This is a genomic window from Pseudomonas sp. CVAP#3, from assembly GCF_018986375.1.
Classification (GTDB): domain Bacteria; phylum Pseudomonadota; class Gammaproteobacteria; order Pseudomonadales; family Pseudomonadaceae; genus Aquipseudomonas; species Aquipseudomonas helvetica.
This window is the reverse complement of the sequence record NZ_JAHMSC010000003.1, coordinates 483,131-508,743: the sequence shown is the minus strand read 5'-3', so window position 1 is coordinate 508,743 and position 25,613 is coordinate 483,131. Positions and strand designations below refer to the sequence as shown.

The following is a 25,613-nucleotide window of genomic DNA, read 5'->3' as shown; positions in this document are numbered from 1 at the left end:
CGAGTTTTGCTTGCTCTGTGTACTTCCCCATGACACCCCCAAAGGTTGTGTCCAACATTTGGGGGTCAGTTCACAGAGCGTGGGAATGATCTATTCATGCCTCGACGTGGGAACGATTCGGTTTGTCGGGCTTGGCCAGCAACGTGTAGATGCAGGGCAGCACGAACAGCGTGAACAGTGTCCCGATCGACATGCCCGTGGCGATCACCATTCCGATATCGTAGCGGCTGACAGCCCCCGCGCCGGTGGCGATGATCAACGGCACCATGCCGAAGACCATGGCGGCCGTGGTCATCAATACCGGACGCAGGCGAATGGCTGCCGCTTGCTCCACGGCTTCGCGGGGCGTCAGGCCCTTGTCCTTGCGCAACTGGTTGGCGAACTGGACGATCAGGATCCCGTGTTTGCTGATCAGTCCGATCAAGGTCACCAGCCCGACCTGGGTGTAGATGTTCATGCTCGACCAGCCCAGGAACAACGGGATCAGTGCACCGCAAATCGACAGTGGCACGGTCACCAGAATCACCAGTGGATCACGGAAACTTTCGAACTGCGCCGCCAGCACCAGGAAAATGATCGCCAGTGCCAAGGCAAAAGTCACCCACAAGGCGCTGCCTTCCTGAACGAACTGCCGCGAGGTGCCGCCGTAATCGAAGGCATAACCCGGTGGTGCTTCCTCTTTGGCGATTTGGCGCACGGTATCGATTGCCTCACCCATGCTGACCGTAGAAACGCCGGAAACAATCGCCGAGTTGAGTTGCTGGAACTGGTTCAACTGCCGCGGTCGTGCGCGGTCACTGATGTTGATCAAGGTCGACAGGGGCAACAGTTCACCCTTGGTGTTTTTAACGTAGTAGCTGCTCAACCACTCGGGATTGTCCCGGTAAGGCCGTTCGACCTGGGCGATGACCTTGTAACTGCGCCCCTCGATGGTGAAGCGGTTGATCTCGGCTTCCGCCAGCAACGTCGACAGCGTCACGCCCAGATCTTCCATCGAGACGCCCATTTGAGCGGCCTTGGCGCGGTCGATATCCACCACCACTTCGGGCTTGTCGAAGGCCAGGTCGATGTCGAGGAACGCGAACTTGCCGGACTCCAGGGCACGCTTCTTCACCCGATTGACCAGCTCCAGCAATGGCTCGTAGTCATTGGCGGTGTTGATCACGAACTGGAACGGCAAGCCTTCACCCGTGCCCGGAAGAGAGGGCAGGTTGAAGCCGAAGATTTGCAGGCCGGAGATGCTTGAAAGCTTTTGCTGCACCTCTGGCAGAATCTGCATCTGGGTTCGTTTGCGCTCATTCCAGGGTTTGAGCAGGAAACCGCCAATACCTGACTGCACGCCGTTGAATCCGTTGATCTGGAAGGACGAGTAGTACTCGGGAAACGCCTTGAAGATCGCGAGGAATTCGTCGGTGTAGGTATTCAGGTAATCCAGGTTGGCCGTTTGCGGGGCGTTGGCCATCATGAAAATGACGCCCTGGTCCTCATCCGGTGCCAATTCCGACTTGGTGAACTTGAGAAACACTGGAATCAGGCACAGCACGATCACGGCGAACACCAGCACCACCGGCCGGGTATTGAGCGTGCCGTGCAGGACACTTTGATAACGACGCTTGAGCCCTTCGAAAATCAGATCGAGGCGATGGGCCAGGCCTGACGGGTTTTCATCGTGACGCAAGAGCAGTGCGCACATCATCGGCGACAGCGTCAGGGCAACGATCCCGGAGATCACCACGGCGCCGGCCAGGGTCAGCGCGAACTCCTTGAACAGAGCACCGGTCAGGCCCGTCAGAAAGCCGATGGGCGCGTAGACCGCCGCCAGAGTGATGGTCATCGAGACCACCGGCATGGCGATTTCCCGGGCGCCTTCGAGGGCTGCGTCCAGCGGCGTTTTGCCTTCTTCGATGTGTCGGTGAATGTTTTCGACTACGACGATGGCGTCGTCCACCACCAGGCCGATGGCCAGCACCATCGCCAGCAAGGTCAGCAGATTGATCGAGTAGCCCATCAGTTGCATGAAGAACATCACGCCGATCATCGACAGCGGAATGGTCACCACCGGGATCAGCACCGAGCGCAGCGCGCCAAGGAACAGGAATACCACGACAATCACGATCAGCACCGCTTCGAAAAGGGTTTTCACCACTTCGTTGATCGAGGCCTGAATGAACAGTGTGGCGTCGTAGGCGATTTCGGCCTTGAGGGTGGGTGGCAGCTGGGATTCCAGCTCCGGCATGAGCTTGCGTACTTCCTTGATCACGTCCAGCGGGTTGGCGGCCGGTGTGGCCTTGATCCCGATGTACACCGACGGTGTACCGCCGAAGGAGCTGACGGTGTTGTAGTTCTCGGCGCCCATCTCCACGCGTGCCACGTCGCTGAGCAGGACCCGACTGTCGCCGTCGACTTTCAACGGAATCGCGGCGAAGGCTTCGGCGCTCTTCAATTCGGTGTTGGCATTGATGCTGGTGACGACGTACTCACCTTTGACTTCACCGGCAGCGGACAGAAAGTTGTACTGGCGCACTGCGTTACCGACATCACTGGCGCTCAAGCCGAAACCGGCGAGTTTTACCGGGTCGAGCCAAAGACGCATGGCAAACACCTGATTGCCGAGAATGGCCGCTTCAGCCATGCCGGGAAGGGTGGCGAGCTTGGGCTGGATCACCCGCGACAGGTAATCGGTGATTTGCGGGTTGCTCAATTCCTTGCTGTAAAAACTCATGTACATCAGCGCCGAGGCACCTGCGGCTTCCTTGCTCAGCACCGGGTCTTCAGCGTCTTTGGGCAGTTTGTTCTTGACCTCGTTGGCCTTGGCCAGCAGTTCGGTGAACAGTCGGTCGCTGTTGGAGCCGATGCGCGCGTAAATCGAAATCACCGAGAAGTTCTGGCGGCTGACCGAAGTCATGTAGTCGATGCCTTCGGCACTGGCCAGGCTTTGCTGCAAGGGTTGGGTGATGTAACCCTGAATGGTTTCGGCGTTGGCGCCGGGGTAGGCCGTGGTCACCGTGATCAGCGCGTTCTCCATTTGCGGATATTGGCGCAGCGGCAGTTTGCTCCAGGCCTGGAAACCCAGCAGCACAATCAGCAGGCTGACCACGGTGGCGAGCACCGGGCGGCGAATGAACGGATCGGTAAAAGCCATGGGAATTCCTTGATCAGTTCGTGCGCGGTTGGCTGGTCTGTTCAGTTGGCAGGTTCTTGTCGGGGCTGACGACAATATGCGTGCCGTTGTCGAGTTTGATCTGACCGGCACTGACCACTTGCTCGCCGCTCTGCAGGCCTTTGTTGATCATCACCAGGCCTTCGCGACGCTCGCCGGTTTCGATGAAGCGCCGTTCGGCGATTAGGATCGGCTGGCCCTGGTCGTCTTTCTCGACGTTGCCGTTCGCGTCCTTCTTCTGGGCGACCACGTAGAGAGAGTTGCCATAGAGGGTGTAGGTGATCGCGCCTTCCGGTACGACGATTCTGGGTTGCGGGTCCGGCAACATGACCTGCAGGCTGGCGAACATGCCCGGCAGCAATGTGCCGTCCGGGTTGGCGAGAGTGGCACGTACCAGCACGTTGCGGGTGCTGCTTTCGACCTTGGGGTTGATCGCGCTGATGGCACCGGGGAAGTTCTGTGTCGGGTAGGCCGGGACCGTGATTTGAACCGCCTGGCCGAGGGCGATTTTCGGCACCATTTGTTCCGGCACGAAGAAGTCGACGTAAAGGCTGCTCAAGTCCTGCAGGGTGGCGATGACCGTGCCGCTGGGCAGGAAGTCGCCGACGTCCACCTGACGAATGCCGATGGTGCCGCTGAAGGGCGCGACGATGTGTTTCTTCGCCAGCGCAGCCTTGAGCTGATTGACGGTGGCCTTGTTCTTGGCGAGCACCGCGGTGAGCCGGTCGAACTCGCCCTTGGAGATCGCCTGACTGCCGACCAGTTGACTGCCACGACCGTAATCCAGTTGCGCCAGGCCCAGGTCGGCCTGGGCGGTTTCCAACAGGGCGCTTTCAACGGCGCTGTCGAGTTGCACGAGCGGTTGGCCGGCCTTGACCTTCTGCCCGGATTCGAACTGCACCACCTTGACCGTACCGGCGATCTCCAGGCTCAGGTTGACCCCTTGCAGCGCCTTGAGTGTGCCGACCGTGGGCAAGCGCGATTGCCAGGGCCGTTCGGTGGCCGTGGCCACGGCAACGCTCACCGGTGGTCTTGGCACAGCGAAGGTCTGGATCATCTTGTAGATGGAGAAGGCCTTGTAGCCTCCCAGCATCAGGACGATCAACAGCACGACACCCAACATGATCAGCATGCGGCGACGCAGCATATTCCACTTCCTTGGAAAAAATCAGGCGAGACAGACCAAACATTACTCCGTGTATGCGGGTGATTCCAGCTGCTACAGGGGAGCGTGATTCAGACCAGATGCAGGTGGTTTATTGATCGTTCCCACGCTCCCGCGTAGGAATGCAGCCAGTGACGCTCCGCGTCACCTGCCGAAGCGGACGCAGAGCGTCCGGTGAGGCATTCCCACGCAGAGCGTGGGAACGATCAATTTGGCAATTTCAGACCAGATGCAGGTGGTTATCCCAGAGCCCGGCGGGGAGTTCGAGGGGCTTGGCCAGCAGCGGTGTCTGGCGACAATCATAGAAACGGCAACGCCCTTGCCCCGAGGTCACGACAAAGCCATCGGCCACTGCCCCGACACCGGCGCAGTCGGGCAGCGGTGCATCGAGGCGCACTTCGCCGCTGTCCAGGTCCCAGATGAAAAACCGGTTGCCGCGCGGCGCGGTGAGCGCCACCAGCCGCAAGTCACTGTGCACCGCGACGCTTGCGGTGTAATGCCCCATGGCCTGCAATTGGTGCTCGGCCACCGGGAAGGCGACAAAGGGCTGGCCGGGACGCTTGATCGCCAACAGCTCGGATGATTCATGGGCGGCGCCCATGAATTGCTGGCCGGTGACAATGGTGCCGTCGCTGGCGATCCCCATGTGACGCACGCTGTTCATCTGCTGGGCCAGGGTTTCCTTGCTCAGCAGGCTGCCGTCGCGTTGCATCAGCACCAGGCTGGGTTCCATGGCGTCGAGGTTCATCTCGACCCGGCTTTCGGCTTCGGTACGAATCCCGCCGTTGGCCACCACCAGGGTTTCACCGTCGGGCATCCATGACACCTGATGCGGGCCGATGCCGTGGGTGGAAATCTCACCGCTGTAAACCAACCGCTGGCCCTCGAAACGGTACACCCCGAGCAGGCCGCGACCCGGGTCGGTAGTGTCGTTTTCGGTGGCGTACAACCATTCGCCGCTTTTATGAATAACCGCGTGACCGTAGAAGTGCCGGTTCGGTTGCGACACCACGGTTTGCAGCAGCGTACCGTCACGCAAATCGACCAGATAACTCTCGGTGCCCGGCCGCCGTGCGACGAACAGGGCTATTGGCAGAGCAGGGTGGTTGATGATGTCGTGGCAGCGCTGGCCGACTTCGGTGGCGAACACTCGAGTGCCGTCCAGCCGATAGCCGACGGCGTAATGTTTGCCGTCGCTGTCGTCGCGCGCCGAAAGCAGCAAAGGACCGTGGTCCTTTTGCTTGAACAGTTTCCAGCCGCCCAGCGTCACGGCGCCCAGCAACAAACTGCCTAAAGTCAGAGCCTGGCGTCGCAGCATGGCGCTACCCCTCATCAGTCACCGTCGTTGGCGTTGAAGCCGAGTTGGATGCCCAGCGCCTTGGCCAGATCACCTTCGTGCAGGCGATGAACGACGTTGAGGCTGTCGTAAAGGTCGTTGAGTTGCTGGCGACCGGCATCGTCGGTGAGCATTTCGGTCAGCGAGCGCTGGCTGCTTTCGAACAGTTTCAAGGACGCGGCGTAGGCGGCATCGATCTTGTCTGCCAGCGGCTTTTGTTCGGCCGGCAACAGGCCACGCAGGCCCTTGTTGTCGACACCGACCCAGACCGTCCGGGCGGCAGCCAGGCTCGCTTCCATGCTTTGCAGCGACGTATGACTGCGCCATGCGTCCGCCTGGAACGGCTGCGGAATGCCCTTGGTCTGACGCCCCATCGGCGTGCCGAGTTTTTTCTTCAGGGTATCCAGTGCGGTCACTTGCGCACGCAGCAGATCGGCGATGGCTTCGTGGGAATCGGCATAACGCTGGTTCGGGAATTTGCTCAGTTGCGCGAGCATGCCGTCGTTACTGTTCCAGCTTGTCAGAATCTCTTCGGCAAGCTGTTTCTGACGTTCGCCGATGGCAGTCAGCAGTGGGCAGTAACGGGCTTTTTGCGCGGCGTCGGCAACGTTGGTCTTGTCGTCGAACAGAATGTACTCATAGGCCGAGAGGCCCTGCACGACGACGCTGGATTTGGCCAGGGCAGCGGCGTCGATCTGCGGTTGTGCGCTGACCAATTGTTCGACCTGACGGCCGACCAGGTTTTTCTTGTCCGGCCAGAACTGCACCTGCCAGGAGCGATTGCCCTCTGCCAGCGGGCCAATCAGCAACGGTTGCAATTGTGCCCAGGCTTTTTGTGCATGGAGGAAATCGGCGCGAGCGGTCGCAAGGTCGGCCTTGCCTTCGCAGTAGGCCAGCGCACTGACGGCCAATTGGCGGTCAGCTTCAACCCAGCGACTGTAGGTCGGCAGGATCACTTGCTTGGCGATGGCTGCCGAGGTGACGGCTTGAGGGTCCTGGGGCGAGCAGGCACCGAGGACGAGTGCGGCAAAGCTGGTGAACAACAGCTTGGGGCGGAACATGTCGGGCTCCCTTTTTTATGGGCAAAAGCGTATGGGAAATGCGTCAAAGAGAATTCAAAAAGGCCAGCAACGCCGCGCGCTGCTCGGCGTTGAACGCTAAAACCTGCTGCTGCGCCGCGCGTGCTTCACCGCCGTGCCAGAGCACGGCTTCGAGCAGATTGCGGGCGCGGCCGTCATGCAAAAATTGAGTGTGGCCACTGACCGTCTGCGTCAGGCCAATGCCCCACAACGGCGGTGTGCGCCAGTCGCGGCCAGAGGCCTGGAATTCGCTACGGTTATCGGCCAGGCCTTCGCCCATGTCATGCAGCAACAGATCGCTGTAGGGGCGAATCACTTGATTGGCCAGTTCAGGTTCTGCGGCATTCGCGGCGGTGGTGAATTTCGGCGTGTGGCAGGACTGGCAACCGGCCTGATAGAACAGGTTTTTACCGGCCAGGACTTGCGAGCCGTTGACGTCACGGCGGGCCGGGACGGCCAGGTTACGGCTGTAGAACAGCACCAGGCGCAAGATGTTGTCGCTGACTTCCGGTTCGCCATTCGGGCCATTGCCGTTGGGCGCCTGCAGGCAGGCAGTCTGGGCCTGGGTGCAGTCATCAAAAGGTCTCAGGCTGGTCGTGAGGCCCATATCACCGGAAAACGCGTGAACGTTTTGCTGATTGAGATTCGGTTGCCCTGCTTTCCAGCCAAAACGCCCCAAAACGGTCTTTTGCTGCGCGTCATCCCACACCCGGTTCGGACGTCCGGCGATGCTGTTCTTGTCTTTTTTCTGCGCATCGGCGTTGGCCAGAATATCCGCGTCGGGGATCGCTTCGAGCAGTCCGAGGCCAATCATCGGCGGGGCGACTCGAGCGGAAAAAAGCGTGTCGGGATGCATCGGGCCGTAGCCCAGTTGCGTGATCAGCAGCTTGGGTTTGCGCAGTTCGACTTCGGTGCCGTCCTTAAAGCGCACCGGGACCGGATCATAGTCGACTCGAACCTTGCCTTCGGGGGCGACGCCGGGCACGGCCATGTCCTGAAGTTGCCCGCCGTAGACGGGTTCGGGCACCACACCCATTTGTTCAATGACCTTGGCGTAGGCGGGGGCGTTGGGGATCGACAGACGCACCAGCATCGACACGGCATTATTGGAATCGGCCGTCGGCGGATGACCGCGACCGTCCTTGATATGGCAGTTCTGGCAGGCGTTGGTGTTGAACAGCGGGCCGAGGCCGTCGCGGGCGGTGGTGGTCGAGGGGGCGATCACCCAAGGGCTGCGGAAAAAACTGTTGCCGACGCTGAAGTCCAGCCGACGGGTCGGCGAGAGGTTGGCTGAAGGCAGTGAGAACGCGTTCTGGTCGGTCTTTCTGACGGTCGCTGCGCCACCGGAGCGGGCTTCACCGGGTTCGGCCTTGGTAAAACGCGGGGCGTCATCGCAGGCACTCAGGCCCAGGGCCAGAAGCAGTGCAGACAAGCGAAGAGGCAGCGAGGGCATCGGCAATCCTGAAAGACGAGCCAAACAAGGGCGCAAAGTCTAACAGGGCAGCGGAGTTTGAATAAGAGGAATTATCGTTCGCTCTCACAGGTTGATCGCAATTCCCTGTGGGAGCGAGCTTGCTCGCGATAGCGGACTGACATCCGATCGTTCCCACGCTCCGCGTGGGAATGACTCTAGGGACGCTCCGCGTTCCGCTCGTGACATGTGACGCAGAGCGTCACGGGATGCATTCCCACGCAGAGCGTGGGAACGATCGGTGGCAAGCGTTGATCAGAACTCGTGATCGGCGTTGTCCGGGTTCAGGTCGCTGATGCCCAGTTTGCCGGCAGCCTGTTCGATCGAGGTAGTCTGCTTGACCAGTGCCGCAATGGCGTCACGCACAATCTGGTTACCCGCGGTGTTGCCGGCAGCGATCAACTGGTCGTAGTGCTCACCCTTGTTGGCGTGATCAACCATGACCTGGATTTTGGCCTCGGTGGTGGCCAGATCAGCCTTGAGCGCAGCATCGGCAGCCGGCTCGGCTTTGGCCACCAGCGACGACAGGCTGGCGCCGGTCATTTTGGTGCCGTCGGTGCGGGTGTATTCGCCCAGGTACACGTTACGAATGCCTTTGGCATCGTAGAAGTGCGAGTTGTGGGTGTTGTCGCTGAAGCAGTCCTGTTCGTCTTCCGGGGAGTTGGCTTCCAGGGAAACTTTCATGCGCTCGCCCGCCAGTTCGCCCAGCGAGAGGCTGCCCATGCCGAAGAGCATTTTGCGCAAACCGCTTTCAGCCGGTTCTTCTTCCAGCTCGGCGCGGTAGTTGTCGGGTACGTTCGGCTTCCAGTTGCCGACCATTTCTTCCAGGTCGCTGACCAGCAACTGGGTCACGGCTTTCAGGTAAGCGCGACGACGATCGTTGTGGCCACCGGTAGCCCCGGGGCCTTCCAGGTAGTCCGACGCCGGACGGTTGCCGGCACCAGGGCCGGTGCCGTTGAGGTCCTGGCCCCAGAGCAGGAATTCGATGGCGTGGTAACCCGTCGCGACGTTCGCTTCGGAACCGCCCAGTTCGTTCAGGCTGGCGAGTTTTTCCGGCGTGATGTCGGTCACGTCGATCTTGTCTTCACCCACCTGGATGATCGGATTGGCGATGATGTTGGCGTTGGCCCCCGGGTTACCCAATGCGTGCTCGTAGCTCTTGTCGACATAGTCGATCAGGCCTTCGTCGAGCGGCCAGGCGTTAACCTGACCTTCCCAATCGTCAATGATGGTGTTGCCGAAGCGGAATACTTCACTCTGCAGGTAAGGCACGCGTGCAGCGACCCAGGCTGCGCGAGCGGCTTTCAGGGTCTCGGCATTCGGCTTGGCGAGGAACGCGTCGATGGCCGTTTGCAGGGTTTTCGCAGTGGATTCGGCATCGCTGAAGACCGCAAAAACCATGTCGGCGTAGTGCGCGACAACGGCTTTGCCAGCGGCTTCATCGACTTTCCCGGTAGCGGCAGGCGCAGCGGGTGCCGCCGTGCTGGTGGCCGGAGTAGGCGCTTGAGGAGCGGCAGCCTTGTCTTTACCTTCGCCGCAACCGGCGAGGGAAATAGCGATGGCCAGCAAACTGGCGGTAGCCAGAGGCATACGAATCATGGCGAACATCCTGCTTCGGTAAATAATGGACAGGCGCGGGGGTGCGCAAAACTGCGACATAATGCAAATCTTTCGCATTATGTGTAAAGGGCCGCGATTGGAAATATTTCTTGTTTACGAGGGTGGTGCGGGGTAGATCAAAAGATCGCAGCCTGCGGCAGCTCTTACGTCGACCGCATACTTGCGCAGACTGCGATCTTTTAGACCGTCACAAGATCAACGCGTTACTGCGTTGGGCCTGTTTCAGATAAGCGGCCAGCTCTCGCGCAGGCAGCGGTTTACTGTAGAAATAGCCCTGACCTTCGTGGCAGCCTTCGGAGATGATGTAAGCCTCTTGTTCGACCGTTTCCACCCCCTCGGCGATCACCTGCATGCCAAGGCTTTTGCCGAGCTGGATGATCGCGCGAACGATAGTTGCATCGTCGTCGTCGTCGAGCAGGTCCTGAACGAAGCTCTTGTCGATCTTGATCTTGTCCAGCGGCAGACTCTTCAAATAACTCAGCGATGAGTAGCCGGTCCCGAAGTCGTCGATAGCGATCAAGGCGCCCGAACGGCGCAGGCTGAGCAGGTGTTGCGCGGCGGTGCTGATGTCTTCCATCAGACCGGTCTCGGTGACTTCCAGCTCGAGGCTGCGCGGCGGCAGGCGATACATTTGCATCAGGTTGTTGATGACCCGCGGCAACTCGGCGTGGTGCAGTTGCACAGTGGACAGGTTGACCGCCATGCGCAGGTCGCTGAACCCCTGGTCGTGCCATTCACGCAGTTGTCGGCAGGCCTGGTCCAGCACCCATTCGCCGATGGCGATGATCGTGCCGTTCTGCTCGGCCAGCGGAATGAACAGATCCGGCGGCACCAGCCCGTGTTCCGGGTGTTGCCAGCGAATCAGCGCCTCGACACCGACCACCCGCTGATCGCGGTAACTGATCTGCGGTTGGTAAACCAGATAGAACTGATTGCGGGTGAGGGCATCGCGCAGGTCTTTTTCCAGTTCGCGGCGACGGCGCATTTCGCTGTCGACGCTGGCGATATAGAACTGATAGCGATTGCGCGAACGGGTCTTGGCCAGGGTCATGGTCTGTTCGGCTTTCTGCAACAGCTTCTCGGTGCTGTCGCCATCTTCCGGGAACAGGGTGATGCCGATGGTTGCGCGCAGGCGGATTTCCTGATGATCGAGGGCAAACGCCGCTTCCAGGTCATCGAGGATGCTTTGTGCCAGCTCGGCGGCTTCGTAGGGTTGCTCGATATCGGCCTGAACCAGCGCGAACTGATCGCCCCCCAGGCGGGCGAGCGCGCCGAGACGACCACTGTGGGCACGCAGACGGTCAGCCAGGGCCAGCAGCAATTGGTCGCCAGTCTGGTAGCTGAACTGCTCGTTGATGCCTTTGAAATCATCCAGGCCCACACACAGCACGGCGACCCGGCGTTGCAGGCGACCGGCGTCTACCAGAATCTTGTCCAGTTGCTGCTGCAATTGCTGACGGTTCGGCAGGCCGGTGAGGAAATCGTATTGCGCCATGCGCAACAGGCTGTTTTCGGCTTCGTGGCGCAGGTGGGTATTACGTTCGATGGACTCAAGCAACTGGTTGGCGGTGTTGATCCAGATCCCCAGTTCGTTCTTTTCGTGGCCCTTGAGTTGCGGAATCTTGTGTTCGCTGGGACGGTCGGGATTGACGTTGGTCAGGTGTTCGATGATCCGTGACAGCGGTTTGGTCAGCAGCCAGTGATAGACCAGGTACAGCACCAGGCTCATGGCCATGGCCCGCAATACGCCGGAAATGAAGATGATCACCGAGCTGACAATAAAGCCCTGACCGTAGGTGGCGGTGTCGAGGGTGATGCTGAGGTCGCCGTAATATTCGCTGTAGGGACCGCGTCCCACCAGTTGCGTGGTGAACGTGCGTTCCTGGCCCAGAATGAGGTCGGTCAGCCAACGGCTGTGAGAATGCTGCAAGTCACGGGATTTTTCCGCAAGCATGGCTTCATTGGGATGGCCGATGGAGGCCATGCGCACGGCGTCGTCCTGGAACAGGCCTTCGATAACCTGCATACCCATTTCCCGATCGAGGCTGTACACCGCCTGGGTCGAGGGATCGCGGAACATGTCGAGGATGCGCTGGGCATCATTGGCCACGGCCTGGCGTGTTTTATAAGCATCGAAAACGATCTGCGCACAGCTCAACACCACGCCGACGATCAATGCCGACAGGAGCACGACCCGGAGCAACTTCACCGACAAGCTGTTTTTGAGTTCCAGCTTCAAAGGGTTATTCCTTGTTCCGTGCGGGTAACGTCAAGTTGCCATGAGTATTGGCAATCCCGTGATGGCAGTCAAAGGGACAATCAAGCCGTGTAGATTTTGTCTGCTGGCTTGGCCGCATTGCCCGGGGTATTGGCAATTAGGGCCCATTAGTAGTGTTTCGGTAGGCACCTCCTGCAACTTGAGGGGGAGGGGCGAATATTTGTGTCTGGTTGATGGTAGACGGCTGTGGCGTTGGGGCAAGGGAACGTTTGTTTTCGGTGGTGTTGCAGGTGTATTTCACGTTGCCCGGGCATAAAAAAACCCGGCAATGCCGGGTTTTTTTGACTGCAAGCAGACTTAAGCGGTGAAGACTTTGCCTTCGAACTGCTCAGCCACGAACTTCCAGTTGACCAGGTTCCAGAACGCTTCAACGTACTTCGGACGCAGGTTGCGGTAGTCGATGTAGTAAGCGTGTTCCCAGACGTCGCAGGTCAGCAGCGGGGTGTCGCCGCTGGTCAGCGGGTTGCCGGCGCCGATGGTGCTGGCCAGGGCCAGGGAACCGTCAGCTTTTTTCACCAGCCAGCCCCAACCGGAACCGAAGGTGCCGACCGAAGTCTTGGTGAATTCTTCTTTGAACTTGTCGAACGAACCGAAAGCGGCGTTGATCGCCTCAGCCAGTGCGCCGGTTGGTTGACCGCCAGCGTTTGGCGCCAGGCAGTTCCAGTAGAAAGTGTGGTTCCAGACCTGAGCGGCGTTGTTGAAGATGCCACCCGAAGAAGTCTTGACGATTTGTTCCAGGGTCTTGCCTTCGAACTCGGTGCCTGGCACCAGGTTGTTCAGGTTCACGACGTAGGTGTTGTGGTGCTTGTCGTGGTGATATTCCAGCGTTTCCTTGGAAATGTGCGGCTGCAGTGCATCGTGTGCGTAAGGCAGTGGCGGCAATTCGAAAGCCATGGTGATTCTCCTAATCAGGTCAGTTGCGGTGAGCGCAAGGCCGATCACGGGCGGCCAGACAAGCGCCGGGAGTTTGTACTCTTTGCGGCGCAGGTGTCGGATCATAGCACCGGGGTGGCGGCTTAACCACGCAACAACTGTGTGGAATAGAGGTTCCAGAGCCTTTGGGAATAATCAGGCGGCGCTGATCAGTTGGAAGGCCACGGTAAACATCATCACCGCCACCAGCAGGTCGAGAATCCGCCAGGTGCTCGGGCGTGCCAGCCACGGCGCGAGCCACGCGGCGCCCAGCGCCAGGGTGAAAAACCACAGCAATGACGCACTCGCCGCGCCCACCACATAAGCGCTCGGCACTGTTTGTTGGGCCCCGAGCGAACCGATCAGCAACACGGTGTCCAGGTACACGTGAGGGTTGAGCAGGGTCACCGCCAATGCACTGAGCAATACCGCGCGCAATGAACGCACGGTCTGGTTTTCACCCTGTTGCAGGCTTTGCTTGGAACAGGCGCGACGCAGGGCCAGGCTGCCGTACCACAGCAGGAAGGCCGCGCCGCCCCAACGGGCGATCGCCAGCAACAGTGGATTTTGCGCGAGGATCGTCGCCAGCCCGAACACTCCGGCGGCCACCAGCAACGCATCGCAGGTCACGCAGAGCGCCGCCACCGGCAGGTGATGTTCGCGGCGCAGACTTTGCGCCAGCACGAACGCATTTTGCGTACCGATCGCCATGATCAATCCCGCAGCGACCAACAGGCCGTTCACATAGCTTTGCCACATAAGGTTTACTCCGCGTTCGCCGCGAGTTGCCGCAGTACCGACATCGCGCGCTTGGTGTCGGCCTGGCCGACAAACAAATGGTCGTGGTAATAGCCGGCAATCACGTTGCAGCTGATCCCGGCCTGGCCGAGGGCTGTGGCGAAGGCGGCGGTCAGGCCAACGGCTTCGAGGGCCGAATGCACATTGAGGGTGATCCACGCCGCCAGGTAGTCGAAGCTGAACCCGGCCTTCTCGGCTTGCGAGCGCTCAAGGATCACCGTCAGGCCTTCCTGTTCGCGGAAACTGCCGATGATTTCGCAGTCCTTCGGCAGATGACCGTCGCGAATCGTGCAGAACACGTATTCGCCGTCGTTGAGCTGCGGGCTCATGCTGCGCAGCAGGGTGTTCAGTGAGGTTTCGCCAGCCATGTCGCTGATCCTTTGTGAGGAGTTCTTGCTGGTCATTCTCCTGTCCCAAGCTGTATAAGAAAAACCAATATTGCTGATCGCTCATTAGGAAAACTGATGTTCGACTATAAATTGCTGTCCGCCCTTGCTGCGGTGGTTGAGCAAGCGGGGTTCGAACGCGCGGCCCAGGTGTTGGGGTTGTCGCAATCGGCGATCTCCCAGCGCATCAAGTTGCTCGAAGCGCGTATCGGCCAGCCGGTGCTGGTGCGGGCCACGCCGCCGGCGCCGACCGAAATTGGCCGGCGTTTGCTCAACCATGTGCAGCAGGTGCGTTTGCTGGAGCGCGACCTGCAAAGCCTGGTGCCGGCGCTGGACGAAGAAGGCTTGCCGGAACGCCTGCGCATCGCGCTCAACGCCGACAGTCTGGCCACGTGGTGGGCCGAGGCGGTGAGTGACTTTTGCGCCGAGCAACATCTATTGCTCGACCTGGTGGTGGAAGACCAGACCGTTGGCCTCAAACGCATGCGCGCCGGTGAAGTGGCGGCCTGCGTGTGTGCCAGCGAGCGTCCGGTGGCGGGCGCCCGCAGTGTATTGCTGGGCGCCATGCGTTACCGCGCGCTGGCCAGCCCGGCGTTTATTGCCCGGCATTTTCCCCAAGGGGTCAGGGCCGATCAGTTGGCGCGCACGCCGGCACTGGTGTTTGGCCCGGATGACTTTCTGCAGCACCGTTACCTGGCGTCATTGGGCGTGGAGGGTGGTTTCGAGCATCATTTGTGCCCGTCATCCGAAGGTTTTATCCGTCTGACCGAAGCCGGTCTGGGCTGGGGGTTGGTGCCGGAGTTGCAGGTGCGTGAACAGCTTGAGCGCGGTGTGCTGGTGGAGCTGTTGCCAGATAAACCGATTGATGTGCCGTTGTACTGGCATCATTGGCGCAATGGTGGCCAGTTGCTGGGGTTACTCACCGAGCATCTGGTACGTTTATCCAGGCAGTGGCTGGTGCCGTTGGACTGACGGGCAGCGTCAAGAGCACACGAAATCTGTAATGCGACACGCATGAAAAACGAAACACATCGGAGCAAGTCATGAAAATTCTGGTCACCGGCGCAAGCGGCTTCATTGGCGGGCGCTTTGCGCGTTTCGCCCTGGAGCAGGGCCTGGACGTGCGGGTCAACGGCCGCCGGGCCGAAGGCGTCGAACATCTGGTACGGCGGGGTGCGGAGTTCGTTCAGGGCGATTTGAGTGACCCGGAACTGGTTCGCGAGCTGTGCGCAGACGTCGAAGCCGTGGTGCATTGCGCGGGTGCGGTGGGGCTTTGGGGGCGTTATCAGGACTTCCATCAGGGCAACGTTCTGGTCACCGAAAACGTCGTCGAAGCCTGCCTGAAGCAAAACGTCCGGCGGCTGGTGCACTTGTCGTCACCCTCGATCTACTTCGATGGCCGCGACCACCTGGGGCTGACCGAAGAGCAAGTGCCCAAGCGCTTCAAGCATCCCTATGCAGCGACCAAATACCTGGCCGAGCAAAAAGTCTTCGGCGCCCAGGAATTTGGTCTTGAAGTGCTGGCCCTGCGTCCGCGTTTTGTCACCGGTGCCGGTGACATGAGCATCTTCCCGCGCCTGCTGAACATGCAGCGCAAAGGGCGTTTGGCAATCATCGGCAACGGCCTGAACAAGGTCGATTTCACCAGCATGCAGAACCTCAACGAAGCCATGCTCAGCTGTTTGCTGGCGACGGGATCGGCGCTTGGCAAGGTCTACAACATCAGCAACGGTGCACCGGTGCCGCTGTGGGATGTGGTCAATTATGTAATGCGCCAGATGGACGTCCCGCAGGTGACTCGCCATCGCTCCTATGGTTTGGCCTACAGCATTGCGGCGCTGAACGAGGGCTTTTGCGCACTGTGGCCGGGGCGTCCGGAACCGACCCTGTCACGTTTGGGCATGCAAGTGATGAACAAAAACTTCACCCTCGATATCAGCCGCGCCAGGCATTATCTGGACTACGATCCCAAGGTCAGTCTGTGGACGGCGCTCGATGAGTTTTGCGGCTGGTGGAAGGCTCAAGACCCGGGCGCAAAATAAACTCTGAACCGAGCCAACTGATCACGGTCGATCAATGCGGCGAGCTCAGGGTTTATACTCGTCGCATTTAGCCATCACTGTGGTTCAGAAAGGTTGCCTCATGTCCATGCGTAACGATGCCAACGACGACTTCGACGATGTACCGAGCCTGCGTGCCGACCCTCACGATGCCGACGATTTTCCAACCGCCGCCGCTGCCCGTGAACACACCAGCGTACATGCGCGAAGCGCGAGCAGGGGCAAAGTAAAAGTCCCGAGTACCGGCCCACTGTGGGCCTTGGTCGGGGCGTTGCTGTTCGCTTTTGCCGGCCTTGCCTGGTGGAGCTTTCAGCAGATCTCGCTGATGGAGCAGCAACTGGTCGCGACCCAGGAAAGTTTTGCCCGCATCAGCGAGGAAGCCGCCGGGCGCTTGCAGGATATTTCCGGCAAAGTGGTCGCCAGTCAGTCGAACGTCACCAGTGACAGCGAAGCGCTGAAACTGAAAATCAAGCAACTTGAAACCAGGCTGGTGGAGCAGAACCAACAGCAGCAAGGCGTAGTCGGCCAGGCGTCGGACCTGGACAAGCGGCTGGCACAGATCGCTGCGCAAAGCGTCGAGCAACATGCCGTCAACGCTCAGTTGCAAACCGACCTGAAAGCCCTGGGCGCTGACGTGGCGACCCTGAAAAATACCCCGAGCGACACCAGCAAGTTCGATGCCCAGCTGAAAAGCCTCGGTGCCGAAATCGCCGCCTTGAAGAAACAAGGCAACCCGAGCGCGGCGATCGAGCGCCTGGAGCAAGAATTGGTGGTGATCAAAAGCCAGCAGGACAGCCGCCCGGCCGCCGCTCAAGGCAGCAACGCCAATGTCGCCGAGTTCGACGCCTTCCGTGGCCAGGTCACGCGTAACATCACCACCTTGCAGAGCCAGATTCAGAACCTGCAACAGCAGCTCAACGCTCGCCCTTGATGTATAGGCGTTGAATACCTGTGGCTGTTGGGTATTACAGCTCTTGATGATGTGGTGTTTGTGATGATGTCATCGCGGGCAAGCCTTGCTCCTACAGGTATTGCACTGCTCTTGTAGGAGCAAGGCTTGCCCGCGATACAGGCGACTCGGTCTTTCTACCGAACCTTGTCTTCCCGCCCGCGCAACACCTTGTTCGGCATCGCAATCGCTGCCGCCAGGCCCAGCAACGACACCGCCGCGCTGACCATCAGCAAATGCCGGAAGGTCAGCAGCAGCTCGGCGCGCAAGGCGTTTTGAGTCTCGCCCGGTGCGGCGTTCAGGCCATCGAGCAAAACGTTTCCGGAACTGCCTTCGGCGATCAGCGACGAGCCGGTCAAATGGGCGAAACTCGAATCCTGCAACAGCGCCAGCAACAAGGCCGACATCAATGCCACGCCGACCGCGCCACCGAGTGAGCGAAACAGGTTGGTGGTGCTGGTGGCGACGCCGATGTCGCGTTGTGCCACCGAGTTTTGCGTGCCGACCAATGAGGTCGGGAACTGCATGCCGGCGGCGATGCCGCTGAGCATCATGAAGAAGCTGCTGATGAGCATCGCTTGCGGCGGGCTGAACGCCATGCCGAGAATCGCGATCGGGGTGAGCAGGGCGCCTGTCAGGATCATCGGTTTGTAACGACCGGTCACCGAGGTTCGGCGACCGGCGAAGTAGGCGCCCATCGGCAACCCCATCGCCAGCGGCAACAGGTGCAGCGCCGCACTGTCGGCCCCGGCCCCGGTGACGCTCTGGAAGCGCAGCGGCATCAGCACAATCAGCGAAATCGCCTGGAAACTGGTGAAGAAAATCGTGCACCAGCAGAGGAGCGCATTGCGGTTGGCGAACAGGTGCATCGGCAGCAACGGCTCGCGCGCCCGCCGCTCATGCCAGACGAACAGCGTCAGGGTCAGCAGCGCACACGCCAGCAACCCGAGCACTTCGCTGCTGCGCCACGAATGCCCTTGGCCAACCTGAGTGATACCCAGCAGCAACGCGGTCAGGCCGATGATCATCAGCAGCGTGCCCAAATAATCGATGACCGGCTTGCGCTGTGGCACCGGCAAACCCACCAGCGTGCGGTTGGCCACCAGCCAGGCGCCGAGGCCCAGCGGCAGGTTGATCAGAAACACCCAGCGCCACGACAGGTACTCGGTCATGTAACCGCCGAGCACCGGTCCGGCCACGCTGGCTACTGCGTACATGCTGCTGAAGTAACCCTGATAACGCCCGCGTTCGCGGGGCGGCACGATGTCGCCGATGATCGCCTGGCTGACCGAAATCATTCCGCCGGCGCCGATGCCCTGAATGATCCGGGCGAGGACCAGCTGCTCCATGCTCTGGGCCATGCCGCAAAACACCGAGGCCAGGGTGAACAACCCCATGCCGAACAGCATCAGTCGCCGACGGCCGTAAAGGTCGCCGAGCTTGCCGTAGATCGGCACCGCCACGGTCATCGCCACCATGTAGCCTGCGATGACCCAGGCCAACAGGCTGAAATCCTTGAACTGGGCGGAAATGGCCGGCATCGAGACGGCGACGATGGTTTGATCCAGCGCCCCGAGAAAGATCGTCAGCATCAGGGAGACCAACACGCTGCGGATGGCCGGTTTGGTGGAGTCAGGCTGGTTCAGATTGGTCACGGGGCAAACCTGCGGGCAGTGATTAACCCGCAAGAGGCAAGGCGAGCGGGGATGCTCGCCAGTGTAAGTCGGTAGGAGGCTATTCGATAGCCTCGTACGGAAGTCCGACGTAATTTTCTGCAATGGTTTTTCGACCGGCTTCGGAGTCGACGAAATACTCGAGTTCCGACTCGCTGATGCGCTGGCTGAAGGCATCGCTGTCTTCGAAGGTGTGCAGCATCGAGGTCATCCACCAGGAAAACCGTTCGGCCTTCCAGACTCTCCGCAGGCAGATTTCCGAGTACTTCTCCAGCAATTCGGTGCGACCGTCGCGGTAGACCTTGAGCAGAATGTTGAACAAGGTGCTGACATCGCTGGCGGCCAGGTTCAGGCCTTTGGCGCCGGTGGGCGGGACGATATGTGCCGCGTCGCCGACCAGGAACATCCGTCCGTACTGCATGGGCTCGACCACAAAACTGCGCAGCGGCGCGATGCTTTTTTCAATCGACGGTCCGGTGACCAGCGTGTCGGCAAGTGCCTGCGGCAGGCGCGATTTCAGCTCTTCCCAAAAGCGCTGATCGGACCAGTCTTCGACCTTCTCGTCAGCGGGCACCTGCACGTAATAGCGGGTACGTGTGGTCGAACGCATGCTGCACAACGCGAAGCCGCGAGCATGTCGGGCGTACACCAGTTCATCGTGGACCGGCGGGGTGTCGGCGAGTATACCGAGCCAACCGAATGGGTAGACCCGTTCGAATATTTTCAGCGTGTCGGCGGGAATCGATTGCCGTGCGACACCATGGAAACCGTCGCAACCGGCAATGTAGTCGCAGTCCAGGCGCCAGGTTTCACCGTCCTTTTCAAAGGTCAGGAACGGCTCGGCGGATTTCATCCCGTGAGGCATCACGTTGCCGGCTTCGTAGAGGGTCGATGCCCCCGCCGACTGGCGGGCAGCCATGAGGTCGCGGGTGACTTCGGTCTGGCCGTAGATCATCACGGTTTTGCCGCCGGTCAACGCGTGCAGGTCGATGTGCACCTGGCGGCCATCGAGGGCCAGCTGGAAGCCGCCATGCACCAGACCTTCAGCGTCCATGCGCTGGCTGACGCCGGCCTGGCGCAACAGCTCGACCATGCCCTGTTCCAGGACCCCGGCGCGGATTCGCCCCAGTACATAGTCGGGTGTCTGGCGTTCGACAATGACCGTGGCGATGCCGGCGTTGTGCAACAACTGGCCGAGCAGCAGGCCAGAGGGGCCGGCACCGATAATCGCGACTTGGGTTTTGAGGGTTTTCATTATTGTTAGGGCTCTCAAGCTTCACGCGGACAAAGTCGGTGAATGGTTTTTATGAATCGAGTGCTTGCATTTTTCGCTTGTGAGTCGGTCAATTGAAGGTGAAAACTGCGCTGAAACCTGTACATTTCGCCAATCGGGGCGATTACCGCCCGTTACGCTGAGGCCTGGACTGAAGTGATGAACAAGCCTGCCCTTCCTTCGATTCCTGTATTCAAACTCTATGGCGAGAGCCTGGACTGGCCGACCCCTGACTTGTTGCATTGCGAAACCATTTCCAAACGTAGCCGTGAACATCAATGGGAAATCAAACCCCATCGGCATGCCGATTTATGTCAGTTACTGTTTGTGTACAAAGGTCAGGCGGAGCTGGAGATCGAGGGGCAGCGCACGCAACTGAGCGAAGCCGCGATCCAGATCCTGCCACCGCTGTCGGTACATGGTTTTCGATTTTCCGAAGATGTAGAGGGATTTGTGGTGACACTGGCGGCGCCGCTGGTGGCTCATCTTCAAGCGCAACTGGGCAGTTCGGTGAATGCCCTGGCAGTGGCCGAGAGTTACGCGGCAGGAAGCGATGCGGACTACCTCAACAGCCTGTTTACAGCCTTGCAGAATGAATACGTCGGGCACCAGCCTGCACGCGAAATGCTCATGCATTCGCTGGTCAGCGTGATCATGGTGTGGGTCAGCCGCCAGGTGATCCAGCGCCGCGCCGCTAGTCAGCGACCACAGCGTGCACGCGAATACCTCAACGGGTTTATTCAACTGGTGGAAGAGAATTATCGCCAGCACGTGAAGGTCGAGGATCTGGCACACCGACTGGGGATTTCCGTGTCCCACCTCAACGGCACCTGCCGTGAGCTGGCGGGGCAACCGGCATTGCAGATCATGCACGAGCGTCAGTTGCTGGAGGCCAAGCGATTGCTGACCTACACCAGCATGACCATTTACGAGATGTCGGATGTGTTGGGTTTCTCCGACCCGACCAATTTCACACGGCTGTTTCGACGCCGTGTAGGGATCTCACCGAAAGCGTTTCGGGATCGCTTGAAAGCTGATCAGGACAACGAGGGCTAAGGGCCCTCGTTACTTGAGGTTCAGGGTCGCGGTGTGTGGAATGCACCGTTCGAAGTTGCAGCTGGCGTACTCGCGCGGCAGCTGCCGGGCCTGTTCAACGCGGTAGGCGGCGGTGCCATACAACGCCAGCGCGGCGGTGCAGGTGATAAAGATCGCGAGATACCTTCTGGTTTTGACGTTCATGGCGCTGACCTCTGAACCCATACCCCTTATTTTTAAAGGGGTACTGATATCAGCATAGGTCAGCGGTGGTGAGTTGCCATAAACCCCGCCCACACCACTGATTGGGTGAAACCATTGTGGCGAGGGAGCTTGCTCCCGCTCGGCCGCGAAGCGGTCGTAATCCGGCAATCGCGGTCCAACTGAATACTCGCGGTGGTTGATTTTAGGGTCGCTTCGCCCGAGCGCGGACCGACCCGCGGGAGCAAGCTCCCTCGCCACAGCGTATTTACAACCCCACATCCCACGCCGGTTCTTCGGGAAATCTCGACACCAGAAAATCCAGCATGCTGCGCAGCGCTGCGGGCATGTGTTTGCGTGAGGCGTACACCGCGTACATGTTCATCTGCCGTGGTTCGGCGTGAGGCAGCAGGCGCACCAGTTCGCCGCTGTGGATATGCACGCCGGCCTGGTAGCTGGGCAGCATCGCCACGCCGGCACCGGCCATTGCTGCGCGTAACAGCGTGCTGGCTTCGTTGGCGCTGATGTTGCCTTGTACCGGCACCGAAACCTGCTCGCCGTCCTGTTCGAAATGCCAGAGGCTTTTGCCGAAGTAGGAGTGGGTCAGGCAATTGTGCTGGCTCAAATCCTCTACCCGTTGCGGCGTCGGGTGCTCGCGCAGGTAGGCGGGGGAGGCGCAGATCACCGAACGGCAGACGGTCAGCCGCCGGGCAATCAGGTTCGGGTCCAGGTCGTTGCTGGTGCGGATTGCGAGGTCAATGCGCTCGTCCACCAGGTTCACCGTGCGGTCGAGCATTTGCAGGTCGATACTGACGCCAGGAAAGCGTTTGACGTACACGGCCATGGCGTCGGCCAATTGCGCCTGGCCGAACGAGGTACTGACGCTGATCCGCAGCAAGCCGCGTGGCGCATCGTCCGGTTCACTGACGGCGGCTTGCATGTCGTTCGACAAGTCGAGCATCTGCCGACAGCGCGGCAGGATCTCGGTGCCGGCGGCGGTCAGGCTGAGTTTGCGCGTGGTGCGGTGCATCAAGCGCGCCCCGACCCAGTCCTCCAGTTCGGCCAGATAGCGCGATACCACCGGGCGCGACAGGTCCAGATGATCGGCCGCGGCTGACTGGCTGCCGAGGTCGACGACGGTGACGAACACCCGCATTGCTTGAAGACGATCCATGATTTGCCCGCTTTCAGAAACAAACTATGTTCAAGCATCGCATTTTTTGTAGCGAGTCAGGCAACTAAGCTCTGTCCCATCGCCAAACACGGCTTATGCACAACGGAGCAGCACCATGATCGGCTTCACTTCTCTCAAGCGTCTTTTACTCGCCACCGCCACCCTGGGCTTTGCCGCTCATGCGGCAGCCGCCACTCCGGCACTGACCCTGGACGTCTACAACCCAGGCGCCGCTGCGATCTTCCCGGTGACCTCGGTATTGGTCAGCGGCGAGAAAGAAGCGATTCTGGTGGACGCGCAATTCGGCAAATCCCAGGCCGAGCAGGTGGTGGAAAAAATCCGCGCCAGCGGCAAGCAACTGACCACCATCTACATCAGCCATGGTGACCCGGATTACTACTTCGGCCTGGACACCCTCACCGCCGCGTTCCCGAAAGCCAAAGTGCTCGCCTCGCAACCGACGGTTGATCACATCAAGGCCACCGTTGAAGGCAAAGTAGCGTTCTGGGGACCGAAACTGGGTGCCGATGCACCGGCAAAAACCATCGTGCCGGGTGTGCTCAAGGGCCATAGCCTGACCCTGGAAGGCAAGCAGCTCGACATCATTGGCCTGGACGGCAAGCAACCGGACCGGAGCTTTGTCTGGATCCCGTCGATCAAAGCCGTGGTCGGTGGTGTGGTCGTCGCGGAAAACATCCACGTGTGGATGGCCGATACTCAAAGCGCGCAGTCCCATGCCGATTGGTTGACTACCCTGAAGACCATCGACAGCCTGAAACCGAACACCATCGTTCCGGGTCATTACCTGGGTGACAGCGCGCGTTCGCTGGCCGCTGTGCACTTCACCGCCGACTACATCAAGGCGTTCGACGCTGAGACTGCCAAGGCCAAAGATTCGGCCGAGCTGATCGCCGCGATGAAAAAGCGTTACCCGAACCTCGGCGAAGAAAGCTCGCTTGAGCTGAGCGCCAAAGTCGCCAAAGGCGAGATGAAGTGGTAAGTCGCTGAAGTAACGACTGTAGCAAGGGGCTTTTGTGGCGAGGGGGCTTGCCCCCGTCGGCTTGCGAAGCGAGCCCGAAACTTGTGAACGAAATTTGTCAGGTAGAACGAGTTCGCAGGTTTTACGACTGCTTCGCAGCCGAACGGTGCGGTGCGGCGTTCCGACAAGCCCCCTCGCCACAAAAGCCCCTTGCCACAGGTCACACCTAATCAACTGGAGCATTGTTCATGAGCAAGATCGCAATCATTGGCGCCACCGGTCGTGCCGGTAGCCAACTGCTGGAAGAAGCCCTGCGTCGCGGTCACAGCGTCACCGCCATCGCCCGCGACACCTCGAAAATCAGCCCGCGTGCCGGCGTTGTCAGCAAAAATGTTGACGTTGCCGACAGCGCAGCGTTGCAAGCGGCGGTTGCAGGTGCTGATGCGGTGATCAGCGCGGCACACTTTTCGACAATCCCGGCCAGCGCGATTATCGAGCCGGTCAAAAAGGCCGGCGTGAAACGTCTGCTGGTGGTCGGTGGTGCCGGTTCGCTGTTGGTGCCGGATGGCAGCAAAGTCATCGAATCCCCGAACTTCCCTGAAGAGTACAAGGCCGAGGCGACTGCCGGTGGTGTCTACCTCGACACCCTGCGTCAGGAAAAGGATCTGGACTGGACCTTCCTTTCACCGTCGGCGCTGTTCGTCGAAGGCGAGCGTACCGGCACCTTCCGTGTGGGCAAGGACCATCTGCTGGTGAGCGCCGAAGGCAAGAGCTGGATCACCTTCGCCGACTACGCGATTGCGATGATTGATGAAGTCGAGAAGCCAGCGCATAGCCGTCAGCGGTTTACTGTGGGCTACTGATCCACACACTGTGGCGAGGGGGGGCTTGTGTGGCGAGGGGGCTTGCCCCCGTTCGGCTGCGCAGCAGTCGTAAAACCGGCAGATGCATTCTTCCTGATGCAATGCGATCACCGATTTTAGGGCCGCTTCGCGCCCCAGCGGGGGCAAGCCCCCTCGCCACAGTGAGTGATTGTCCCGATCCGGATGCTCAGCGCGCCTGCGCCTGCACCACCAGCCATTCCATCAGTTCACGCAACTGCGACGACGGTCCCGGTTTCTGCGGGAACACCAGGTAATACCCCAGCCCCGTTTTCACCTTCAAATCAAAAGGCATGACCAGCCGTCCGGCACTCAGGTCATCGCCGATCAACGACCAATCCCCAATCGCCACCCCCGTTCCTTGAGACGCTACGGACATCGCCAGGTCCAGGGTTTCGAAATGCTGACCCTTGCCGAGTGTGCTGAGGTTGACGTCCGCCGCTTTCAACCAGGCCTTCCAGTCCCGCTGATCGCGCGTTGGGTGCAGCAGCAAGTGTTGACTCAGGTCTGACGGACTGTGCAGCGGCACCGGGCCGTCGAGCAGAGGCTGGGAGCAGACCGGGGTCAGTTGCTCGTCAAACAGGTGCAGTGACGCCAGTGAACTGTCCGGCGGTGTGCCATACATGACCGCAGCGTCAAACTGCTCGCGATGAAAATCCACGCCATGTTGCACCGTGGTGGTCAGTTCCACCGGCACGTCCGGACGTTCCTTTTGCCATTGCAGCAAACGCGGCAGCAGCCAGCGCATGACACAGGTCGGGGCCTTGAGCTGCAAGGTTTCGCGGTGTGCGCCCACCTGTTCCACCGCCTCATCGATCAAGCCGAACACCTGCTGAATCCGTGGCAGCCACTCGAGCCCCTCGGCCGTCAGGCTCAAACCGCGTGCCTGACGGTGAAACAGCGTGTAGCCCAAATGTTCTTCCAGCCCGGCGATCTGCCGGCTCACCGCGCCCTGGGTGATGTGCAACTGCTCGGCCGCCCGGGTGAAATTACAGCACTGGGCCGTGATCAGGAACGTGTGCAGCGCGGGAAGGGGGGGAAGTCGTTTCATGGGACGCCAAGGCATGAGGTGAGGACATGGCGAGTATGACTTTTTATCGATTGTTGCGGCTACCCGCTGACCGTTCCAATAACGCCATACCTGAGCACCGCTGCGCGCCTTCAATTGCCGCGCGGGGCCAGC

21 protein-coding genes are annotated in these 25,613 nt (G+C 60.1%); 6 read left to right on the top strand and 15 right to left on the bottom strand.

Annotated features, from left to right (window positions below; genetic code table 11):
• Positions 1-94: 94 nt before the first annotated feature.
• The 10 genes from KRR23_RS08430 to KRR23_RS08385 form a co-directional block, all read right to left on the bottom strand.
• Positions 95-3,142: a multidrug efflux RND transporter permease subunit gene (locus tag KRR23_RS08430; protein ID WP_216742112.1), complete on the bottom strand. Its 3,048-nt coding sequence runs from the start codon at positions 3,140-3,142 to the stop codon at positions 95-97.
• Between the two features lie 13 nt (positions 3,143-3,155).
• Entirely contained in the window at positions 3,156-4,307 is a 1,152-nt protein-coding gene (locus tag KRR23_RS08425; protein ID WP_216742111.1) for an efflux RND transporter periplasmic adaptor subunit, read from the bottom strand.
• Between the two features lie 238 nt (positions 4,308-4,545).
• Positions 4,546-5,643, bottom strand: coding sequence for a DUF1513 domain-containing protein (locus tag KRR23_RS08420; RefSeq protein ID WP_216742110.1), 1,098 nt, complete (start codon positions 5,641-5,643; stop codon positions 4,546-4,548).
• 14 nt (positions 5,644-5,657) lie between these two features.
• Positions 5,658-6,722 (bottom strand): imelysin family protein, encoded by a 1,065-nt coding sequence (locus KRR23_RS08415; RefSeq protein WP_216742109.1) that lies wholly within the window; start codon positions 6,720-6,722, stop codon positions 5,658-5,660.
• Positions 6,723-6,765: 43 nt separating this feature from the next.
• Positions 6,766-8,193: a di-heme oxidoredictase family protein gene (locus KRR23_RS08410; protein WP_216742108.1), complete on the bottom strand. Its 1,428-nt coding sequence runs from the start codon at positions 8,191-8,193 to the stop codon at positions 6,766-6,768.
• Between the two features lie 273 nt (positions 8,194-8,466).
• Positions 8,467-9,810, bottom strand: a complete 1,344-nt coding sequence (locus tag KRR23_RS08405) for an imelysin family protein (RefSeq protein WP_216742107.1) — start codon at positions 9,808-9,810, stop codon at positions 8,467-8,469.
• Between the two features lie 208 nt (positions 9,811-10,018).
• Positions 10,019-12,070 carry a bifunctional diguanylate cyclase/phosphodiesterase gene (locus tag KRR23_RS08400; RefSeq protein WP_216742106.1) on the bottom strand — a complete coding sequence of 684 codons (2,052 nt, stop codon included), beginning with the start codon at positions 12,068-12,070 and terminating at the stop codon, positions 10,019-10,021.
• Between the two features lie 336 nt (positions 12,071-12,406).
• Positions 12,407-13,003, bottom strand: a complete 597-nt coding sequence (locus KRR23_RS08395) for a superoxide dismutase (RefSeq protein WP_123584154.1) — start codon at positions 13,001-13,003, stop codon at positions 12,407-12,409.
• A 174-nt stretch (positions 13,004-13,177) separates the two neighbouring features.
• Positions 13,178-13,780 (bottom strand): LysE/ArgO family amino acid transporter, encoded by a 603-nt coding sequence (locus tag KRR23_RS08390; RefSeq protein ID WP_145018036.1) that lies wholly within the window; start codon positions 13,778-13,780, stop codon positions 13,178-13,180.
• A 5-nt stretch (positions 13,781-13,785) separates the two neighbouring features.
• Positions 13,786-14,187 (bottom strand): ACT domain-containing protein, encoded by a 402-nt coding sequence (locus KRR23_RS08385; protein ID WP_216742105.1) that lies wholly within the window; start codon positions 14,185-14,187, stop codon positions 13,786-13,788.
• Positions 14,188-14,283: 96 nt separating this feature from the next.
• Here KRR23_RS08385 and KRR23_RS08380 point away from each other — a divergent pair, with 96 nt between their 5' ends.
• From KRR23_RS08380 to KRR23_RS08370, 3 genes are all read left to right on the top strand, one after another.
• Positions 14,284-15,177 carry a LysR family transcriptional regulator ArgP gene (locus KRR23_RS08380; protein WP_054593769.1) on the top strand — a complete coding sequence of 298 codons (894 nt, stop codon included), beginning with the start codon at positions 14,284-14,286 and terminating at the stop codon, positions 15,175-15,177.
• Between the two features lie 71 nt (positions 15,178-15,248).
• Positions 15,249-16,247 carry an NAD(P)-dependent oxidoreductase gene (locus tag KRR23_RS08375; protein ID WP_216742104.1) on the top strand — a complete coding sequence of 333 codons (999 nt, stop codon included), beginning with the start codon at positions 15,249-15,251 and terminating at the stop codon, positions 16,245-16,247.
• A gap of 100 nt (positions 16,248-16,347) precedes the next feature.
• The gene (locus KRR23_RS08370) at positions 16,348-17,196 is read left to right on the top strand and encodes an ATPase (RefSeq protein WP_216742103.1); all 849 of its coding nucleotides are present in this window, start codon (positions 16,348-16,350) and stop codon (positions 17,194-17,196) included.
• Between the two features lie 155 nt (positions 17,197-17,351).
• Here KRR23_RS08370 and KRR23_RS08365 read toward each other — a convergent pair whose 3' ends face one another.
• Entirely contained in the window at positions 17,352-18,869 is a 1,518-nt protein-coding gene (locus tag KRR23_RS08365) for an MDR family MFS transporter (RefSeq protein ID WP_216742102.1), read from the bottom strand.
• A 79-nt stretch (positions 18,870-18,948) separates the two neighbouring features.
• Positions 18,949-20,142 (bottom strand): 4-hydroxybenzoate 3-monooxygenase, encoded by a 1,194-nt coding sequence (gene pobA / locus KRR23_RS08360; RefSeq protein WP_216742101.1) that lies wholly within the window; start codon positions 20,140-20,142, stop codon positions 18,949-18,951.
• Between the two features lie 177 nt (positions 20,143-20,319).
• On the opposite strand from pobA, the gene KRR23_RS08355 reads away from it, so the two are divergent.
• Complete coding sequence (locus KRR23_RS08355) at positions 20,320-21,216, top strand: helix-turn-helix domain-containing protein (RefSeq protein WP_216742100.1); 897 nt, start codon at positions 20,320-20,322, stop codon at positions 21,214-21,216.
• 9 nt (positions 21,217-21,225) lie between these two features.
• On the opposite strand, the gene KRR23_RS08350 is transcribed toward KRR23_RS08355, so the two are convergent.
• Together KRR23_RS08350 and KRR23_RS08345 are read right to left on the bottom strand one after the other, a co-directional pair.
• Positions 21,226-21,399: a hypothetical protein gene (locus KRR23_RS08350; RefSeq protein ID WP_020723547.1), complete on the bottom strand. Its 174-nt coding sequence runs from the start codon at positions 21,397-21,399 to the stop codon at positions 21,226-21,228.
• A gap of 265 nt (positions 21,400-21,664) precedes the next feature.
• Complete coding sequence (locus KRR23_RS08345; RefSeq protein WP_216742099.1) at positions 21,665-22,570, bottom strand: LysR family transcriptional regulator; 906 nt, start codon at positions 22,568-22,570, stop codon at positions 21,665-21,667.
• A 115-nt stretch (positions 22,571-22,685) separates the two neighbouring features.
• Here KRR23_RS08345 and KRR23_RS08340 point away from each other — a divergent pair, with 115 nt between their 5' ends.
• Entirely contained in the window at positions 22,686-23,570 is an 885-nt protein-coding gene (locus KRR23_RS08340) for an MBL fold metallo-hydrolase (protein ID WP_216742098.1), read from the top strand.
• 227 nt (positions 23,571-23,797) lie between these two features.
• Positions 23,798-24,412: an NAD(P)-dependent oxidoreductase gene (locus tag KRR23_RS08335; protein ID WP_216742097.1), complete on the top strand. Its 615-nt coding sequence runs from the start codon at positions 23,798-23,800 to the stop codon at positions 24,410-24,412.
• A 187-nt stretch (positions 24,413-24,599) separates the two neighbouring features.
• Here KRR23_RS08335 and KRR23_RS08330 read toward each other — a convergent pair whose 3' ends face one another.
• Positions 24,600-25,481, bottom strand: coding sequence for a LysR substrate-binding domain-containing protein (locus KRR23_RS08330; RefSeq protein WP_216742096.1), 882 nt, complete (start codon positions 25,479-25,481; stop codon positions 24,600-24,602).
• Positions 25,482-25,613: the final 132 nt, after the last annotated feature.